A 17,768-nucleotide genomic window follows, 5' to 3' on the forward strand; every position below is an offset into this window, starting at 1 on the left:
AATGGTACTTGACAACCAAGGGCTGTGCGTTGTTCAGGCAGTTACTGCCAGTCGTTGAGTATCTAACATGACCTATGGCTATCTTTCCACCAAGGTTTTGAAGATCTTCCTCATTGAAAACCTCAGATACAAGTCCAAGCCCCTTGTGATATCTGATCGATCTGGTATCACTCACAGCTATACCCGCACTTTCCTGCCCTCTGTGTTGCAGGGCAAAAAGACCGTAATAAACAGTTCTTGCTATTGATTCATCAAACTGTGAAGAGTATATGCCCAGCAATCCGCACGCTTCTTTGATCGGCATTATCCATTCACCAGCTTTTCGAGTGAATTTTCGTATATGTTTTTGATCGTATCTACGTCGGTGTCTATGACCTTTTCTTCATTAACGCTTATCACAAAATCTTTTTCAACTACTTCACCTATTAAAGTAACCTGTACACCTTCTTCACGTGAGATTTTTTCAAGAGAGCTGAGCTTTTCTCTTGAAAGACTCACGATGATCCTTGATTGATCCTCACCAAACAGTGCAAAGTCTGCTCTTGTATTTGTTTTCAAATCACAGATAACCCCCAAGCCACCCAGAATGCAGGATTGTGCAAGAGATATGGCAAGACCTCCATCGGAAATGTCATGCGCTGATTTTATGATTTTTTCTCTGATCAATCTCGGGCATGCTCTGTGTAATCTTTTTTCTTCTTCAAGGTCCAAGAATGGTGGTTTACCAGATTCGATCTTCAAAATATTTCTTGTGTATTCACAGGCTCTTGTTTGGACATCGCATTTTCCCAGAAGTACCACAAGGTCCCCTTTATCTTTGAAATCGGCTGTGCAAATATTCAGATCATCTATCACACCGACCATTCCTATGACAGGAGTCGGGTAGATTTTTCTGCGATGGCTTTCGTTGTAAAGGCTGACATTGCCACTCACAACCGGTATGTGCAGTTTTTGCGCAGCATCGGCTATGCCCTGTATGGTTTTCTCTATCTGGTATGCAATCTTTGGATCATCTGGATTTGCAAAGTTGAGACAGTCTGTTATACCAACCGGTTCTGCACCCGTAACGACCAGATTTCTCGCAGCCTCTGCAACACAGATTCTTGCACCTTCGTATGGATCCAGATAGCAGTAAAAACTGTTACAGTCTGTTGTGACCGCTATTGCCTTGTTCAGACCTTTTATTCTCAGGACCGATGCATCACCACCGGGTAGTACCACGGTATTTGTCCCTACCCTGTGATCGTATCGTTCATATACAGACCTTCTGCTGCAGATATTCTCGCTTGCAAGGAGTGCAAAAAAAGCCTGTTGTATATTTTCTACTTTCGGGAAATCTACTTCACAGCAATTGTTCCATTCAGTTGCTCTGAGCTCGACAACTGGTACCTGTTCTGTAAGGGCTTTCACCGGCAGTTGAGCAATAATTCTGCCGTTCATCTTTACTGTGAAAAGATTGTCATCTGTTATCCTGCCTATGTTCTGTGCATGAAGGTCCCATTTTTCAAAAATCTTTTTGACTTCTTGCTCAAAACCCGGCTTGACAATGAGCAGCATTCTTTCCTGAGACTCTGAGAGAACTATTTCATAACCTGTCATTTTTTCTTCTCTCTGTGGTACGAGCGAAAGCTCTATTTCTATACCTTTATTACCCTTTGAAGCTACTTCTGAACAGGCTGAAGTAAGGCCCGCGGCACCAAGGTCCTGAACTGCCAGCACGCAATCGAGCTTGCTTGCTTCAAGACATGCTTCTATCAAAAGTTTCTCTGTGAATGGATCCCCTATCTGAACAGATGGTCTTTTCTTTTCTGATTGCTCACTGAGATTTTCCGATGCAAAACTCGCACCGTGTATGCCGTCTCTTCCCGTTGAACTGCCAACGAGCATTACCGAACTGCCAGTTTCAGTTGCCCTGGAAAACTTGATATCTTCTTTTCTGGCTATTCCAACACACATTACATTCACCAGAGGATTGTCATCGTAGCAGTTGTTGAAGTATATCTCACCGGCGACTGTGGGAACACCTATACAATTTCCATAATGCGCAATGCCAGAGACAACACCCGAAAACAGATATTTTGTTTTTGGATCTTTCAGATCGCCAAATCTGAGCGAATCGAGTAAAGCCACCGGTCTTGCACCCATTGCGAATATGTCTCTCACAATACCGCCTATCCCAGTTGCAGCACCCTGGAATGGTTCTACGGCTGACGGATGGTTGTGACTTTCCATTTTGAAAACAACCACCAGACCGTCACCTATGTCGACCACACCTGCGTTTTCCCCAGGTCCCTGGACAACTCTTTCACCTGTTGTTGGAAATTTTTTTAAAAGACGCTTTGTGTGTTTGTAACTGCAATGCTCTGACCACATCACCGAAAACATTCCAATTTCAACTTCGTTTGGCTCTCTGTGCAATATTTCAACTATCCTCTTGTATTCATCATCGCTGATACCAAGTTCTCTATATGAGTGCATGAGATTTCCTCCGTTCCAGATAAAGAGCGGTTGATTCGAAAATCCTTTTTCCATCGATTGAATTGAGAATTTTCTCAGAGCATCTTTCCGGATGCGGCATCAAACCAAGGACATTTCTGTTTTTGTTGACCACACCGGCTATGTTTTGCAAAGAACCATTTGGATTGGAATCACAACTGATTTCCCCATCTTTGCTGCAGTATCTGAATATCACCTGAGAACTTATTTTTTCAGGATCGTCGATGAAATAATTTCCTTCCCCATGTGCAATGCTCATTCTGACGATTTCTCCAGGCTGGTACATCAGTGTGAATGGTGTCTGATTATCTTCAACTCGAAGATAGACATCATGACAGTGAAATCTCAGATCCTTGTTTTTCATGAGTACACCGTCCAGCAAGCCGGCTTCGGTCAGTATTTGAAAACCGTTACAGATACCCAGAACAAGCACGCCTTCCTTTGCTGCCTGTGTTACGCTTTTCATAACAGGTGAAAATCTCGCTATTGCACCGGCTCTCAAATAATCTCCATAAGAAAAACCACCCGGCAGTACAATCAGATCAAATTCGTGTGGTGAGAATTCTTCTTTGTGAAAGACATACTGACAGTCAAAGCCCACGACATTTTTTAAAACGTGGTAAGTATCTGAATCGCAGTTTGAACCGGGGAAAACAACGACAGCCGATCTCATCTTACTTCCTCCACAGACAGTATGGAGTATCTTTCAACAACGGGATTTGCAAGGAGCTTTTCGCACATTTCCTTCACTCTGAGTTTGATCAGATCCTGATCATTTGAGTCAAAAAAGACCTCTATCAATTTGCCAATTCTCACGTCTTGGACTTGTGCAAATCCCAGATGATGCAGTGCCTGTTTGACTGCGTTACCCTGTGGATCAAGCACACCGTCTTTTAGAGTAATCTGAATTTTTGCTTTATACACACGATCACTCCTAACTGCTCACTCTTCTGTATATTTCCCAGTAAGCTTCTTCAACATTGCCAAGATCTCTTCTGAATCTGTCTTTGTCCAGCTTCTCCTTGGTTGAGCTGTCCCAGAACCTGCAGGTATCTGGTGAGATTTCATCGGCAAGCAGTATCTGATCACCTGATCTTCCAAATTCCAGTTTGAAATCAACCAGGACTATGTTTCTGCTTTGCAGAAAATCCTTCAAAATATCATTGATTCTCAATGCCATTTGTTCGATCTTTTCAATCTCTTGCTTGGATGCTAAATTCATTGCAAGCACATGGTAGTGGTTTATCATTGGATCTCCAAGTTCATCGCTTTTGTAACAAAATTCAAGAACAGTTGTACTCAACGGTGTTCCTTCACTCAAACCCAATCTCTTTGAAAGACTACCAGCCACGATGTTTCTGACGATAACCTCTACTGGTATTATTTTCACCGATTTGACAAGCATCTCTCTTTCACTCAACATCCTGACAAAGTGTGTTCTGATACCGTTTTTCTCAAGTAGTTCAAAGAAGATCGATGAAATCTTGTTGTTCAGAATGCCTTTGTTTGGTATTAAACCGCGTTTTTTACCATCAAAAGCAGTTGCGTCGTCTTTATACTCGATGATTAAAAGATCCGGATTGTCAGTCTGATAGACTTTCTTTGCCTTTCCTTCATAGATCATTTGCCTTTTTTCCATGGTCTCATCCTTTCATAAATTTTTATTTTTGTCCAAGACAGACCTTCTCAGATTTTCTCGATACTGCATGAGTCTTTCTTTGAGATTCTGATTGCTCAGAGCCAGAATTTCTACAGCGAGCAGTGCCGCATTTTTTGCTCCATCTATAGCCACCGTTGCCACGGGTATACCTGTCGGCATCTGTGAAATGGAAAGAAGCGAATCAAGACCATTTAGAGATACAGAGAGTGGTACACCGATCACCGGCAGTGTAGTCATGGATGCTATGACTCCCGGTAAATGTGCGGCTTTACCAGCCATAGCGATGATCACCGAGAATTCTTTGTCTGCATTTTTTGCAAATTCCATTGTTTCAAGTGGGGTTCTGTGCGCAGAGAGAACAAAAACTTGGTATGAAAGTTCAAAGGATTTGAGTACTTCACAGGCTTGTTGAGCATGGTTTAGATCACTTTCACTTCCCACAACAACCGCGACCTTCACATGAACACCTCCAGAAATAAAAAAATCGGTAGCGAAAGTCTCTACCGATAAAAGATAAGGCCCTTGTAGCCAGGACAGTTTACGGCTGTCCGGTAGAGACTTCCGAGCCCTATTCTCGGAATTATACAAGGGCATTTCCCCGTGGGAGGGAAATTATTCACTTGTACATCCTAATGATACCATGAAATTCATTCATGGATTTTCAAAATAGGTAAAAGTACTTTACTTTGATTTTAAAAACAAATCTCTTACTTTGATCTCATTACGCACACAGAAGAAGGTGTATTCAGAGCAAGTGCAAGGCTTTCAGAAATTGAAAATTCGAGTTTTTCTCCTACAGGTCCTATAAAGCCTATTGACATATCCTGACCAATTATTATCGAAGCGTATGCATCTGATTCCTGCAGCAAAATGCCGCAGTCTTTCAAAATAGGAGCTTTGTGGATTGCTTTAACTATGGTTTTGAGATGTTCAAGTTCGGTCTGATTTCCGCTCTCGTATCTTCTGAAAAGCAAGTTGTACCTTTCAGCAGATAAAGCCATCAAATAAGGTCCGTGAAAACCTGCTTCGTCAAGACGAGTAACTGCTTCGATAACGTTTTCAACTGCCTGTCCGACATTTTTCCATGATTTGAGCTCTACACTGAGCACACCATCTGAGTTGAGTAGCCCTTTGGAATTTATTCCTTCAAAAATCAATCTGTCCTCAATTTCAGCGCATTTTCTGGTAGCTTCGATAAGCGAAGAAAGATCAATTGAGACTGACTCTTTTTCGTAAGCAGCGAGGTCTCTTTTGGAGATTGAAAAAGTTTTGTGTATATAAGTCAACGGAAGAATTTTTGTTGAAAAAACTCCGGGTTCGATTTCAACATCTGCCAGGGATACCTGTCTTACACCAAAACCAAAGGGTCCTTTGACTGGAAGAATCTTTCTGCCTGTGAGCTGGTTTTTTGCAACTTCAACCATGGTTTTGTCAAAAAGTTCCCACAGTTCTGATGATAAAGGTGCATCCTCTCTCATCAGGTATTTGTTTGCCATATCACTCACCATCCTTTAGAGAACCAACTGTGGGTTCTTCATCACCTATTTGCTTAACGATGTCTTCGACTTCTTTTGCTCCCTGTGCCATAAACTGTGCCTCGTCCTTTGTGAGTATCTCTAAAAGCTTTGTAAATTCTCCAATGTGAACTCTCTCTTCTTTCGCGATTTCAGTGAGTACTTTTTTTGCCAAAGGATGATCAGTCGCATCGGCATGAGAAAGATATTGATGAACAGCCTCATGTTCTGCGGCGATATTGAGTCTGATAGCCCTTATTAATTCTGCAAGAGTTAGCTTCCTGTCAGGAACTTTCCCGCTGAATGGATTTACAAATTCTGGCATAATTCCACCTCCTAAGATTATTTTATCACTGAAGAACTAAAAGAAGACCAATTTCGCACAATAGACTTTAGTTTAAGTTATACTATTTTCACGGAGGAAAAAGCATGCTGGTCAAGTTTCAGAAAAATGAGATCACCGAACATGTCGTCTATGAAACACTTGCAAAGTACGATAAATCGGAAAATTCAAAGATTTTAGCCGACATATCTTTTGAAGAACTCTCTCACTATGAAAAAATCCGTTCAATAACTAAAGTTGAATTAAAACCAAACTGGTTTAAGGTTTTTTGGTATGTCTTTCTTGCAAGAATTCTTGGATTGACCTTTGCGCTGAAACTGATGGAAAGAGCAGAAGAAAAGGCTCAAAAAGCCTACTCAATGGCAGAAGAAGATCTGTTGAGAGAATTGATGGCTGATGAAAAAACTCATGAAGAAAGGCTTTTAAAACTGATAGATGAAGAGAAGCTCGATTACATAGGATCGATGGTTCTTGGATTGAACGATGCACTTGTTGAATTAACCGGAGCCCTTGCCGGGCTCACACTGGCTATACAGAAAACGACCATCGTGGCACTTTCTGGAATAATAACCGGTATAGCTGCCGCTCTTTCCATGGCTGCATCTGATTATCTATCAAGAAAATCAGAAGACAGCGAGAAAAAACCTCTAAAATCCGCTTTTTACACGGGTATCACTTATATATTCACCGTTTTGTTTTTGACCTTTCCATATCTTGTTTTGAAAAACCCGTTTGTTGCACTTTCTTTGACCGTGCTCAATGCAGTTTTTGTGATCTTTATTTTCACTTTTTTCGTGGCTGTGGTAAAAGATCAAAGCTTTAGAAAGAACTTTTTAGAGATGCTATCTATAAGCATAGGAATAGCAGCGATTTCATTTTTCATAGGTCTTTTGGTCAGAAAGTTTTTCAACATTGATATTTAAAATCGTGGTTTTTATGCATCGTGGTCTTGTCTTTGCTGGACAAAATCGAGCAGATTTTCGTAGAAAGCCTTCATTTCCTGTTCTGATAAAGTTTGTTTCGCATATCTGAGTTTCACATACGTATTTGTCATAACAGACAGATTTTCCTGCTTTTCAGCCACTTTAAGTATCTCAAACGGCGTTAAATGATGGTGTTGAGGAAAATACTTTCTTCTCAACCACCAGTAAGCACCGAGTATGAATCTCTCAGAAGGTTCGTACTCAGGAATAGATTCCAGCGGGTAGAATTCGATGTCTTGCGGTATGTTTTCATGGGATTTTTGTTCATAAGAACCTTTCTGCGGTATGTTTTTCAGTATCGAATAAACCAGTATGAAAGTTACAAGCAAAAGGGCTGATGTGCTTATGACGTCAAGAATCGGTGTGATGTTTATTTTTGATTTTTCTGTCTGTGAGTTTTCAACCACTATTGTTGCAGAGCTCAGCGGCTGGTAAACTTCCTGATGTTGTTCAGTGCTTTCTTGCTGGGTGATTTGTTGAAAAGTACTCTCAGACGGCTTGATGAACCTGAGAAATAAGGACAGAGAACTCATAAGAACAGTGAAAATGAGCATTCCAAACACGAACAATTTCAGCGTTCCTTTGATTCCAAAGTTGTTCAAAGAGAAGATGAATAACAAAGATCCAAAAAGTAAGAGTGTTACTGGAAACCATACTTTGTCTATGAATTCTGTCAGGAAACTTTTTTTGGAATTGTACTGTTTTTGAGATGTTCTCATTGAAAAAATTTGTCCTGTTTCTTGGTTTTGTTTTTGAATCTGCTGTTCCTGATGAGCCAAAATCGATGACAGAACGGGTTTAAGTGGCACAAAATTAATGCCGTAGAACACAGCGGCAATTATGAGAACTGATAGTACATATATTGATATGATTTTGAGATTGAACAATTTTGATTTGCTCAGATACCATATTCCCAGCACAGATCCGAAATACAAAAGGTCAATAACTGTTCCGTGTGGTTTTGCCAGGCTCAGATATACTCCGATGAAGATGAGAGAAGATATGGAAATCAGACCATTTGAGGCAAATGTCAGAACAAGTGCTGTTGCCAGCAAAGCGAACATTATCGAGCTCAAAAACTCGATTTTGATAATACCAGCCAGTATGAAACTGGTGAGCAAAATGACTGGAAAGATGAAGACCATTGAACAGCCCAGGTCCCAACTTAGAAGAATAAATGCCAGCAGCGTCAAACCGACAAATACCAAAGTTGCCCAGACTGGCATAGATGAGCTGAACAGGTAAAAACTCACCAATGAGAGTAAAACAATGGTCAAAAGTCTTTCAATAGCCCTGGATTTCATCAAATACCTCCTGCAATGTTTGATTTGGTCTGACTATCCTGACGATTATTTGTTCTCTTTCAAGTGATTTTGCTTTTTGATTCAGTTTTTGCATATCCAGCGGGTACATTTCGTATGTTTTTGAAGGTTTATACCTTGGATCTCTAAAACCGTATGGAATCAAAAGCACGATCACCCGTGAAACTTTTGCTCTGGCACTTATGAGCAGTGGAAGAAGTGAATCGGTCAGGTACATGGATATTATCACCAATGTGTTAGATGGATTCAATCTGTACAGATTTTTTGCCAGTTCATCGGCAAGCTGTGGTCCGTTATCATCACCCTCTGCCATTGCAAGAAGTTCCACAGCACTGACCCAATCGGATGTGGAACCGTAATTTCTTTTCAAGATTTCCTTTGCCACGACAACGATGTCTACACGATTTCCGTGGTTTGTCAGCCAGTAAATGATGGATGATGCTGCAAGCACCGCTTCTTCCTCGTAATTTTTCCTTATTTGTGCCCAGACATTTTTTGCAAATATATCCTTTGAGAGATTCAAATCCAGATAAACAACGGTGTTGCTTACAGCGGTGAAATCGAGTTCTTTCACGTACAGCGCGCCCAGTTTGGCAGATATTTTCCAGTGGACTTTGTTCAATGGTTCACTGGAATATTCTCTGACACCTTTTATCTGAGTCGCATCTTCGAGTAATTTGAAATCTGATCTGGTTCCTACAAGAAGTTCTCTCAATCTGGAAGGAAAAAATTCCAGATTCATTATCTTTGGCAGAACGAGTATTTCCTGCTCGGCAGAGTAGTACGCCCAGTGTTTGAAAAAGCCAAGTGGATGTTCATAGACTATTAAAAAATCACCGAGAATTTTCCTGCCTCTGGTTGAAAATGACGTCTTAGCCTGCAGAACAACTGGCTGAGATTTTTTTATAAATACATACTGGTCTAAAAGGTTGTAAGTCAAAAGTCCGGCTACTTTTATCTGTGATAGAACGTTTATGCCAAAACTTCCATAAGAGTTGCATAATCTGTGGTAGATCGTCACATCTTCATTTGTGAAAGTTCGTGTTCGATTAGTCCATCTTTCGATATCGAACTTTCCCATCATCTTTTTCGTGGATAGGTAGTTGAACCATAAAAATCCACAGCAGATACACACAAGCACTGAAAAACCATTGAAATTTACTAAAAGCCAGAGTAAAGATAGCGCTGTGATCAAAGAGAGCATGTGGTTGGAAGAGCTTATTTTTCGCAATTCAAGTTTCACTTTTTATTGGTGCCTCCTCCATTTGAAGAATCTGGTTTAGTATTTCCTGCTTGGTTTTTCTCATGAGTCTTGCTTCGGGTTTCAGAATTATTCTGTGTGCCAGTGTGTCTATTGCTATTTCTTTGACATCATCCGGCAGGACGTACTCTCTTCCTCTCAAACCAGCCAGGGCTTTGGAAACTTCCATGAGTGCAATGGCACCTCTTGAACTCGATCCAAGTGCTATATCTTCGTGTTCTCTCGTTCTTGAAACGATCCTTATTATGTAGTCCAGTATGGAATCATCGATGTAAATCTGTTTGACAGCCTGCTTTGCCTGGTCCAATTCCTGGCTGTCGCAGACGGGCTTGAGTGAATCTATTGGATGGGTTTTTTCGAGCCTGCGTAGCATTTCCATTTCGCTCTCTTTGCTCAGATAGCCAATCGATACACAGATTGCAAATCTGTCAAGCTGAGCTTCAGGAAGTGGAAAAGTCCCTTCGAATTCCACAGGGTTCTGTGTGGCTATTACGAAAAAGTGCCTGCTCAGCGGATATGTGATTCCATCAACTGTTACCTGCCTTTCTGCCATGGCTTGTAACAGTGCAGATTGTGTTCTTGGAGTCGCACGGTTTATTTCATCTGCAAGAAGAATATCGGTGAAGACAGGACCTTTTTTGAAAACGAATTCATTGTGTTTTGTGTCCAGGATATTCAAGCCCGTTATGTCCGATGGTAGTAGATCTGGTGTGCATTGGATTCTGTTGAAATCCAAACCGACGGAAATTGAAAGTGCTCTGGCGAGCATGGTTTTACCAACACCGGGCACGTCGTTTAAAAGCACGTGACCGTCACTCAGCATGGAAGCCAGTATCTTTTCCACGACGGTTTCTTTCGCAACGATCACTTTTGAGACATTCTCTATTATTTTTCTTGCAAATTCTTCCAGAGTCGCCATCTGTGATTCCTCCTGTTGTTCAAATTTAACGGTTTTGCCAGCAATTTATCAGCTAATTTGTACACAGTTGCTTCTTTTCCAAAAGGTTCTCTGTTTCGATAATCGTGCTTGTCAATGAAAATGGTCAGCAGATCTTTCAAACGGCTTAACTTTTCAATTTGAATCTCCTTGAAACGCCTTCTTGCAGTTTCATCAACAAGTTGATATATTTTGATGAAATGATCAAGGCAGAAAACAAAATTGTTTTGCGAAAAAAGCGTCATGCCTTCGACATCACTCAAGATTTTACCAAAGGAATTTATGTAGATTTTTTCTGTTTGCTCTTCACGCTCGCACAGATAGCAATTTTCCACTTTTAAAGCCGAAAATTCACCATCTTGCAGGATTTTGATACTCTGATCAAGCATGTCTTCATATATAATAGCTATACCCAATAACCCAAGCTCAGGATGTTTCTGAAGATGTTCTTCAATCATCTGTGCATGCTTTTTGCAAAAACCCATCGTTCTCAAACTGGATCTTATCTGTGGATCATTCACAAACTCGTACAAAATGGTATGAATGAGTTTTTCCGTACTTTCGTTTATCAGCTCACATACGGGACATGACTGATCATTCAAAGACATTATGTCAAGTATTTTAATTTCCACCAGATCTTTTGGCTTCAATTTACTCACCTCAAAAAGAAAAAACTCCTGCCTTAAAAGCAGGAGTCATCAGCCCTTACAGGCAAATACGGCAGACCCCATTGCCGTGGTATTCAGTTCGTTGATATCATACCACTTTTTTGTTTTTTCATACTGTACATCTTCATATCTGCTTCGTACAACTTGCGGATGTAGTTTTCAGTCGCATCAAACTGTGCTATACCGTAGCTTATATCCAAACTGAAGTCGAATTTTTTCGAATTTTTCAATTTTTCTCTTATCCTCTCTGCCACCTGAACCGCCTGCTGTTCATCCGCATTGTCCAATACCGCGACGAATTCATCTCCCCCGTATCTTGCAACTATATCCGATGCACGAACGCACTCTGAAATACTGCTGGCGATGAACTTCAAAACCTCATCTCCCACAAGATGTCCGTATGTGTCGTTTATCTGCTTGAAGTTGTCCACATCAAAAACGATGAACGAGAGAGGAGTTTTGAGCAAAGTTCTGTTCTTAATCCATTCGTTGAAAAAATTTCTGTTGTATAGACCTGTGAGCGGGTCGCACTGAGCAGCCTGCTTGAGTTGCTGTTTTTCTCTTTCCAGTTGGTTCAGCAAAGTTCGCACGGGATTTTTCAAAGAATTCACAATAACCCCATTCATGATGAAAAGATAGGAAATGAATCTGAACACATGTCCGAGAAAATTGAAAAAACCATAAACATCGCTGTAGAGAGTGAAAGATATCTCACCAAGCGCCGTGAAAACTATTGCTGGCACAAGTGATTTTCGAAAAGCGGCAATTGATGGATCTGTGCTTTTGATTATCTTCAACAGAACAAATACAAGCGCAATTACCATGGCATATTCCGCACCGATCTTGAAAACGCTCAAGCCAGAACCTTCAACAAAGCAGTCTGGAAAAAATCCAAGCCATACACCCATTGTGAAAAACACGCTCAGAGAGCTGAAAATGGCAAAGACCGTTCGCACCTTGAATTTTGGAAAAAACACGATAGTACAAAAACCAATCGTTTCAAGCAGCCTTCCGATGATCCAGAACTGAGTTGGCTGGTTCGCCGTCCAGTTTCGAAAAACGCCCATGCCTTTGTAGGAAAGCATGTGGAGAAAATCGACGATGGCTACGAAAAAGTATAGTACGCCGAATTTTACGAATATTTTGTTGCTTGTGAGTTCTACAGTAGACAGTGCAATCAGACTGATCGACAGAGCTGTGAATATCGCAAAAAATTCTATTATACTGTGATAAAAAAGATAATTTTGCCGTGCAAGCAAAAACAGCCCTGAAAAAACCAAAACATAAAAAACAGTACGAAAGTATTTTGTTGAAAACATCAAAGATATCACCTTTTTTGATTTTATCAAAAAAATAAGCAAGAAGACTCCATCTTCTACAAGATGAAGATGAATTGCTAACAGTATGGTATAACATTTTTGGAGGTATCTGGTGAGTCTGTGACAAAGCAGATAACCAGTAGTGGGTGTGTGAACCACCCTGTGAGAATAAGGGCAGCTAAATTGCTGTCAAACTTCTCATAAAACCTCTACCTCTTTAGGTGGATGGTAGTTCATCATAAAAACAACAACGCAGTTTTAAAAAAAGCCCCTCCGATAAGAAGGGCTTTTTGAAGGTCGCTCAAATTTTGTATCTGGCAACGATCTCTTTGAGCATTTGCGCGTTTTCCCTGATGGCATGCACCTTACTGGTGATCTCTTCTGTGCTGGCGCTGATCGTTTGAACTCTGGCGTTGACCTCTTTGACGGCATTTGTGATTTCCTCTGCGTTCTGTCAATTTGTATGCAGTCTTTGTGGTGTAATTTCTATGAACCAGTTTCGTACATTTTTAAGTCTTTCTGAGGCTTGAACCGGTTTTTCCATAAGGTTTACCTCGATTACTTTTTTATAGGGGCAGTTGATAATCGGCTCATTTCCCTTGGGATCAAAAGCCCGGACTATCACTCCTTTGCCATCTTCTGAAGGCTTGAAAGCACTCAAAAATCCTTTTTCTATCGTCAGTTCTACTTTTGGAAGTTTTTCAAATTTACCTTGGATCGCAATAGGGGTTATCTGATAATCTCTAACACACTTATAGACATCTTCAATATCCCATCTGTCGTGTAGGATTATTGAGAACTGCACAACATGTTCACCAATTCCCTGTGCTTCTGGTGTTCTGATACCAGGACCAGCATGACCCGGTCTTGTGACAAGATCATTCCTTGAAAGCCATTCAACGCTTCTCAACAGAGTTATTTTAAGATTACCATCTTCAACGCGTACTTCTCTGAGCCCTTTTGTCGAAATTGTCATGCCAATCTGTGGGATGGTCACAAACCAGTACATTGCAAAATTGTTTTCTGGCAACTCTGCCCATTTTGAGTAATCGCCACAGAATTTTTCTATTCTGTGCTGGACAGGACCAAAATAACCATCACTGATGATTTCTGAAAGGTTTCCGAACGGAAAAACTACAGATAGCCTGTGATCTTTCGTATAGTTGGTGAATAGAAGTTTTACATCTACTCTGGGTAAGTCTCTGTAAAATGTATATTCAATTTCAAACGGCAGATCCACTAATTTTTTCGAACGACTTTTTCTATCACTCTGTATTGATTCTGGTATCTGCATATTGTTTGTGACTATTATTTTCTTTATGAAGGAAGAATCGATGTATGTTCTTATATCAGCCTTGGTTTTAAGTGAAGTGAAGATCTCTTTTGATGACCAGCTATAGTTGTATTCATCACCCACGTCTTCTATGTCCTCGAGATAGCATAGATTTTCAAAGGTTCCCTTTTTGCATTTTAAAGTCAATGTTCCGTTTTCGTTTATCTGGTGAGGTTGATCAAAGGATCCTTTTGTACATTTTGAGCGTACGATGCTGAACGATTTGAAGCCAAAACTCGGTACTGAAATGTTCAAGAAACATTTGTATGTTTTTCTTGGATCATTTTCAATAACCTTTGTGGTATCACTTTCGTAGAATCTTACGAGCGTACTCATATCATTTTGCAGATCCTTTTGCAGATCTTTGGTGGACTCTACCATAACTGCTTCTATCTGATTTCCATGTTCATCGACAAATTGATACTCTCCTTTTTCCAGGTTCAAATAAACTTCAACAACACCGCGAAACTCATTTTCAAGCGTATTAAAAACCGTAACGCCCATGTCACTGATGCGCTTGTTGGTGATTTTAAGAAAAGTCTTTGCAAAAAGAGCTTTTCCATGATCGATTGCATTTTTTAATCTCACCTGTATAGCCCTGTGTACATCGTCGATGCTACATCCACAAATACTGTCGTGTGGCTGGCATTGCAAAATCTGTTTCCATCCGTACCAGATAGAATTAACTGGTATGGAATCATCTGTGAGTTTGGAGATAGCGAGAATTGGTTCCAGGTAATGAATATAGAATTTCTCCGCTTGATGATGTAATATCTTTTCCCATACCCTCGCAGAGGTTACATCTTTCAGAACCGGCACGATTCTGGGTGATCTCAGCTCTCCAGCAAGCTGGATCTGTGGTTGTTCAAGTTCTTGAATGTATTGCTCTAATCCTGTCTGGATGAATCTAATCTGGTTTGTAGAGATTTCCTGGAGAATTTTATCTATATCAAAATACGGTATCTCATGATCTGTTCCATTCATTAAAAGCGGTGGGTTATGTGAAGTTATGCTCAGGAGTTTGTTGGTTTCTTCGATAAATTTTCTCTTCAATGATTGCTCATCACTGCCAAAGTGTGCTGCGTTTGAATAACTGTGAATCAGATAAACTGTATTTACGCAATCACCAAAAGGTGTTGACCAGATGAAAGTTGTATCCTCGACACCATCAACACCACGCCATACGACAGCCCATTTTAATCCAAGTCCCTTGATTATCGCTGGCATGTAAGCGTTGTGTCCGAACATATCTGGCAGATAGGCTACACTGGAAAGTTTTACACCAAATTTGCTGGCAACTCTTTGGCTATAAAGATAATTTCTAATCCAGGATTCTGCACTTATGAGAAATTCATCTGCCAAGACATACCAAGGACCAACACTGATTCTGCCATCTCTTATTAATTCCAGAAGTTCTTGTTTCATACCTGTGGTTTCTTCAAAATCTTCAAGCACTATGGTCTGTCCGTCCAGATGGAAATGTCTGAATGAATCGTTTGATTTCATGTGATTGGTCAGTTTCTCGAGTAAGAGCGTCAGTCTTTCTCTGAAAATTTCAAAGGTTGTGTACCACTCTCTATCCCAGTGAGTGTGTGTTACCACATAGACTTTTTTCAAGCTCAGTCACCTCTTTTCACAAAAACAGGATTTGTAATAACCAGCGGGAGGTCATTTTTGCCAAGAACCATTAGTAAAATGAAATCGTCGGATTCTATATCGATGTTCATGTCTAACTCATTGATTCTGCCAAGATCTTTCGCATCCTTTCTGGTAATGACAAGCACGGTTCTTTGATCCATTTGACCAAACGAGGCTTTGACATTCACTTTATCTTTTGGACATATTACTTCTCCGCTTGTTTTGCCTTCAACCATGAAGAAAACTTTATCTGTATAGCTCAAGATCACTCTACCAGTTTTGATTGCGAAAAGAACCTCTGAGAGGCTTAGTTCTCTTGTGAACACAATTGTTTTTAGCCAGTCTGTTTCAGATTTTCTGTGCAGATCCCTGCCTGCCGTGGCTGTGATTCTTTTACCTTTTTTGAGATTTTCAATCCACCTGCCAATAGCTTCAAAGTTCAGTTCTGTACGGCTCAGATCTGCATTCCAAACTTCTGTAAAATCCATCTCGAATGGATCAAAATCATAGGTCCATTTGCACCCAACGCACAAAGGATCCCCAAGTGCAAATGGATGTGCGGCTCCTATCAATCCGTATTGATGATGTACTTGGTTAATTATTTGAGTTATTTCTTTTTTACGTCCATCGGGATCTTTCCAGTCTATGAACGTGTTGCAACCCAGAACAAGTGCATGGCCATTAAAGGTGTTCAATTCTTGCCCTTGAAAACACATTATGCTTTCGATATCAGGTATTTCTCTCCAACCAGTTACATTGCTGTGGTCTGTTAAGAAGAAGAAATCGAAGCCAAGATCTTTCAGGTAATCTGCAAGTCCCTTTACACTGAAAGAACCATCACTATGAACGGTGTGAGTGTGCAACTCGCCGGTGAATGCCTTGCAGGTCAAACCGCTTTCAAAGGTTATGGACAGCCTGTAGGAAACATCTGTGAAAAGATAATGATTCTCAAAACAAATTTTCCATTTTCCTGGTAATGGGAGGGTTTTCTGTGCTGCTGAGCTTGCCTGATTTCCAATTATGAGCTGCTCCGTTCCCCGGTCATACCGCCCCATGAACCTGTTCATCGAGTCATAAATGAGAAGATTCACATGATTCTGAATAGGTCCTATTGAGGCTGGTGTGTAATCAAATTGTATTTTCACCGCACTTGTATCTTGTGGAACTTTGAATTCTTGAAACAATATTTTTTTTGAATCTTCTACAGTTAATTTGCCTTCAATGACTATCAACTTTCTCACTTCCTCGTATTCTTTCACCGTTTCTGTCAAATATGTGTATCTTGTCTCTTTTCAACTTGATCCAGACTTTATCACCCGGTGTGTATGGTGCATCCTCAAAAATAAGGCATTTGAGTTGGTAACCATCAACATTCAACGTGATTATCGTCTCTACTCCGAGAGGTTCTATCACAAAAACCTGTGCGCAGAGATCTCCCTGCGCTGGATCTATTTGTATATTTTCTGGTCTGATTCCAAGATACGCATTCTGATTTATATCCTGTAAATGTGCTATTTGAAATTTCTGCTCACCAATAAAACAATATCCATCTGAGATTTTACATGGAATTATGTTCATCGGGGGATTTCCTATGAATGAAGCAACAAAGATATTGCTGGGTTGATCATAGATCTGTCTGGGTGAGCCCATTTGCTTGATACTCCCATTATCCATTACGGCAATTTTTGTTGACAGAGCCATCGCCTCTGCTTGATCGTGTGTAACGTAAACTACAGCTGTACCCAATTCGGTGTATAAGTGTTTCAAGAAACTTCTCGCCTCAAGCCTGAGTTTCGCATCCAAATTGGACAGAGGTTCATCGAGTAAAAACACGGTGGGTGTTTGTATCATGGCACGAGCCAAGGCAACTCTTTGCTGTTGCCCACCACTTATTTGTTGTGGATACCTATCAAGCAATTGACTTATTTGAAGGCTTTCGGCAACAAAACGAACCTTTTTTTCTATTTCTTGCTTGTGTATCTTTCTTACAATAAGTGGGTATGAAATATTCTCTTTCACAGTCATATGTGGGTAAAGGGCATAGTTTTGGAATACCATGGCAACATTTCTTTCTTTTGGAAGTTTGTATGTGACATCTTGGTTTGCTATGAAAATCTTTCCTTCGTCCGGTAATTCAAGTCCTGCTATGAGCCTGAGAGTAGTCGTTTTGCCACAACCTGAAGGACCAAGCAATGTGAAAAAATCCTGCTTCTCTATTGAGAAGCTCACATTGTTGACGGCTGTAACATCAGAGAATCTTTTGACGACATTTATGAACTCTAACCAGGGCACAA

Annotated in this window: 16 protein-coding genes, 2 pseudogenes and 2 riboswitches; of the genes and pseudogenes, 1 reads left to right on the top strand and 17 read right to left on the bottom strand. The window is 40.5% G+C overall.

Going from position 1 to position 17,768, the window contains the following annotated elements:
- The 8 genes and pseudogenes from AC4E92_RS05985 to AC4E92_RS06020 form a co-directional block, all read right to left on the bottom strand.
- A pseudogene (locus AC4E92_RS05985) lies at positions 1–304 on the bottom strand (amidophosphoribosyltransferase); the annotation flags it as partial.
- Entirely contained in the window at positions 304–2,478 is a 2,175-nt protein-coding gene (gene purL, locus AC4E92_RS05990) for a phosphoribosylformylglycinamidine synthase subunit PurL (protein ID WP_490239689.1), read from the bottom strand. The pseudogene AC4E92_RS05985 and the gene purL, both read right to left, overlap by 1 nt.
- Positions 2,465–3,169, bottom strand: coding sequence for a phosphoribosylformylglycinamidine synthase subunit PurQ (gene purQ / locus AC4E92_RS05995; protein ID WP_490239690.1), 705 nt, complete (start codon positions 3,167–3,169; stop codon positions 2,465–2,467). Before purQ ends, purL begins: the two co-directional genes overlap by 14 nt.
- Positions 3,166–3,420 (bottom strand): phosphoribosylformylglycinamidine synthase subunit PurS, encoded by a 255-nt coding sequence (gene purS / locus AC4E92_RS06000; RefSeq protein WP_490239691.1) that lies wholly within the window; start codon positions 3,418–3,420, stop codon positions 3,166–3,168. Before purS ends, purQ begins: the two co-directional genes overlap by 4 nt.
- A gap of 10 nt (positions 3,421–3,430) precedes the next feature.
- Positions 3,431–4,135 carry a phosphoribosylaminoimidazolesuccinocarboxamide synthase gene (gene purC, locus AC4E92_RS06005; RefSeq protein ID WP_490239692.1) on the bottom strand — a complete coding sequence of 235 codons (705 nt, stop codon included), beginning with the start codon at positions 4,133–4,135 and terminating at the stop codon, positions 3,431–3,433.
- 12 nt (positions 4,136–4,147) lie between these two features.
- Complete coding sequence (purE, locus tag AC4E92_RS06010) at positions 4,148–4,615, bottom strand: 5-(carboxyamino)imidazole ribonucleotide mutase (protein WP_490239693.1); 468 nt, start codon at positions 4,613–4,615, stop codon at positions 4,148–4,150.
- Between the two features lie 46 nt (positions 4,616–4,661).
- Positions 4,662–4,764, bottom strand: a riboswitch (purine riboswitch).
- A 99-nt stretch (positions 4,765–4,863) separates the two neighbouring features.
- On the bottom strand, positions 4,864–5,652 hold the full coding sequence (locus tag AC4E92_RS06015; RefSeq protein ID WP_490239694.1) for a family 1 encapsulin nanocompartment shell protein: 789 nt from the start codon (positions 5,650–5,652) through the stop codon (positions 4,864–4,866).
- 1 nt (position 5,653) lies between these two features.
- Positions 5,654–5,995, bottom strand: a complete 342-nt coding sequence (locus AC4E92_RS06020; protein WP_490239695.1) for a ferritin family protein — start codon at positions 5,993–5,995, stop codon at positions 5,654–5,656.
- 104 nt (positions 5,996–6,099) lie between these two features.
- Between AC4E92_RS06020 and AC4E92_RS06025 the strand changes: the two genes are divergently transcribed.
- Complete coding sequence (locus AC4E92_RS06025; protein ID WP_490239696.1) at positions 6,100–6,936, top strand: VIT1/CCC1 transporter family protein; 837 nt, start codon at positions 6,100–6,102, stop codon at positions 6,934–6,936.
- Between the two features lie 11 nt (positions 6,937–6,947).
- On the opposite strand, the gene AC4E92_RS06030 is transcribed toward AC4E92_RS06025, so the two are convergent.
- From AC4E92_RS06030 to AC4E92_RS06070, 9 genes and pseudogenes are all read right to left on the bottom strand, one after another.
- Positions 6,948–8,300, bottom strand: a complete 1,353-nt coding sequence (locus tag AC4E92_RS06030) for a hypothetical protein (RefSeq protein WP_490239697.1) — start codon at positions 8,298–8,300, stop codon at positions 6,948–6,950.
- A complete protein-coding gene (locus AC4E92_RS06035; RefSeq protein WP_490239698.1) occupies positions 8,281–9,561 on the bottom strand; it encodes a DUF58 domain-containing protein in 1,281 nt (426 codons plus the stop codon). The genes AC4E92_RS06030 and AC4E92_RS06035 overlap by 20 nt, the downstream gene beginning before the upstream one ends.
- Positions 9,551–10,498: an AAA family ATPase gene (locus AC4E92_RS06040; protein WP_490239699.1), complete on the bottom strand. Its 948-nt coding sequence runs from the start codon at positions 10,496–10,498 to the stop codon at positions 9,551–9,553. Before AC4E92_RS06040 ends, AC4E92_RS06035 begins: the two co-directional genes overlap by 11 nt.
- On the bottom strand, positions 10,465–11,175 hold the full coding sequence (locus tag AC4E92_RS06045) for a DUF6062 family protein (protein WP_490239700.1): 711 nt from the start codon (positions 11,173–11,175) through the stop codon (positions 10,465–10,467). Before AC4E92_RS06045 ends, AC4E92_RS06040 begins: the two co-directional genes overlap by 34 nt.
- 23 nt (positions 11,176–11,198) lie before the next feature.
- Positions 11,199–11,260: riboswitch (Fluoride riboswitch) on the bottom strand.
- Positions 11,259–12,503 carry a sensor domain-containing diguanylate cyclase gene (locus tag AC4E92_RS06050; protein WP_490239701.1) on the bottom strand — a complete coding sequence of 415 codons (1,245 nt, stop codon included), beginning with the start codon at positions 12,501–12,503 and terminating at the stop codon, positions 11,259–11,261. It overlaps the preceding riboswitch by 2 nt.
- 301 nt (positions 12,504–12,804) lie before the next feature.
- Positions 12,805–12,957: pseudogene (locus AC4E92_RS06055) on the bottom strand (methyl-accepting chemotaxis protein); the annotation flags it as partial.
- Positions 12,958–15,453: a glycoside hydrolase family 38 N-terminal domain-containing protein gene (locus AC4E92_RS06060; RefSeq protein ID WP_490239702.1), complete on the bottom strand. Its 2,496-nt coding sequence runs from the start codon at positions 15,451–15,453 to the stop codon at positions 12,958–12,960.
- Positions 15,454–15,455: 2 nt separating this feature from the next.
- Entirely contained in the window at positions 15,456–16,706 is a 1,251-nt protein-coding gene (locus AC4E92_RS06065) for a CehA/McbA family metallohydrolase (RefSeq protein ID WP_490239703.1), read from the bottom strand.
- A complete protein-coding gene (locus tag AC4E92_RS06070) occupies positions 16,693–17,766 on the bottom strand; it encodes an ABC transporter ATP-binding protein (protein ID WP_490239704.1) in 1,074 nt (357 codons plus the stop codon). Before AC4E92_RS06070 ends, AC4E92_RS06065 begins: the two co-directional genes overlap by 14 nt.
- Positions 17,767–17,768 lie beyond the last annotated feature (2 nt).

The organism is Pseudothermotoga sp., from assembly GCF_031962025.1.
GTDB lineage: Bacteria > Thermotogota > Thermotogae > Thermotogales > DSM-5069 > Pseudothermotoga_B.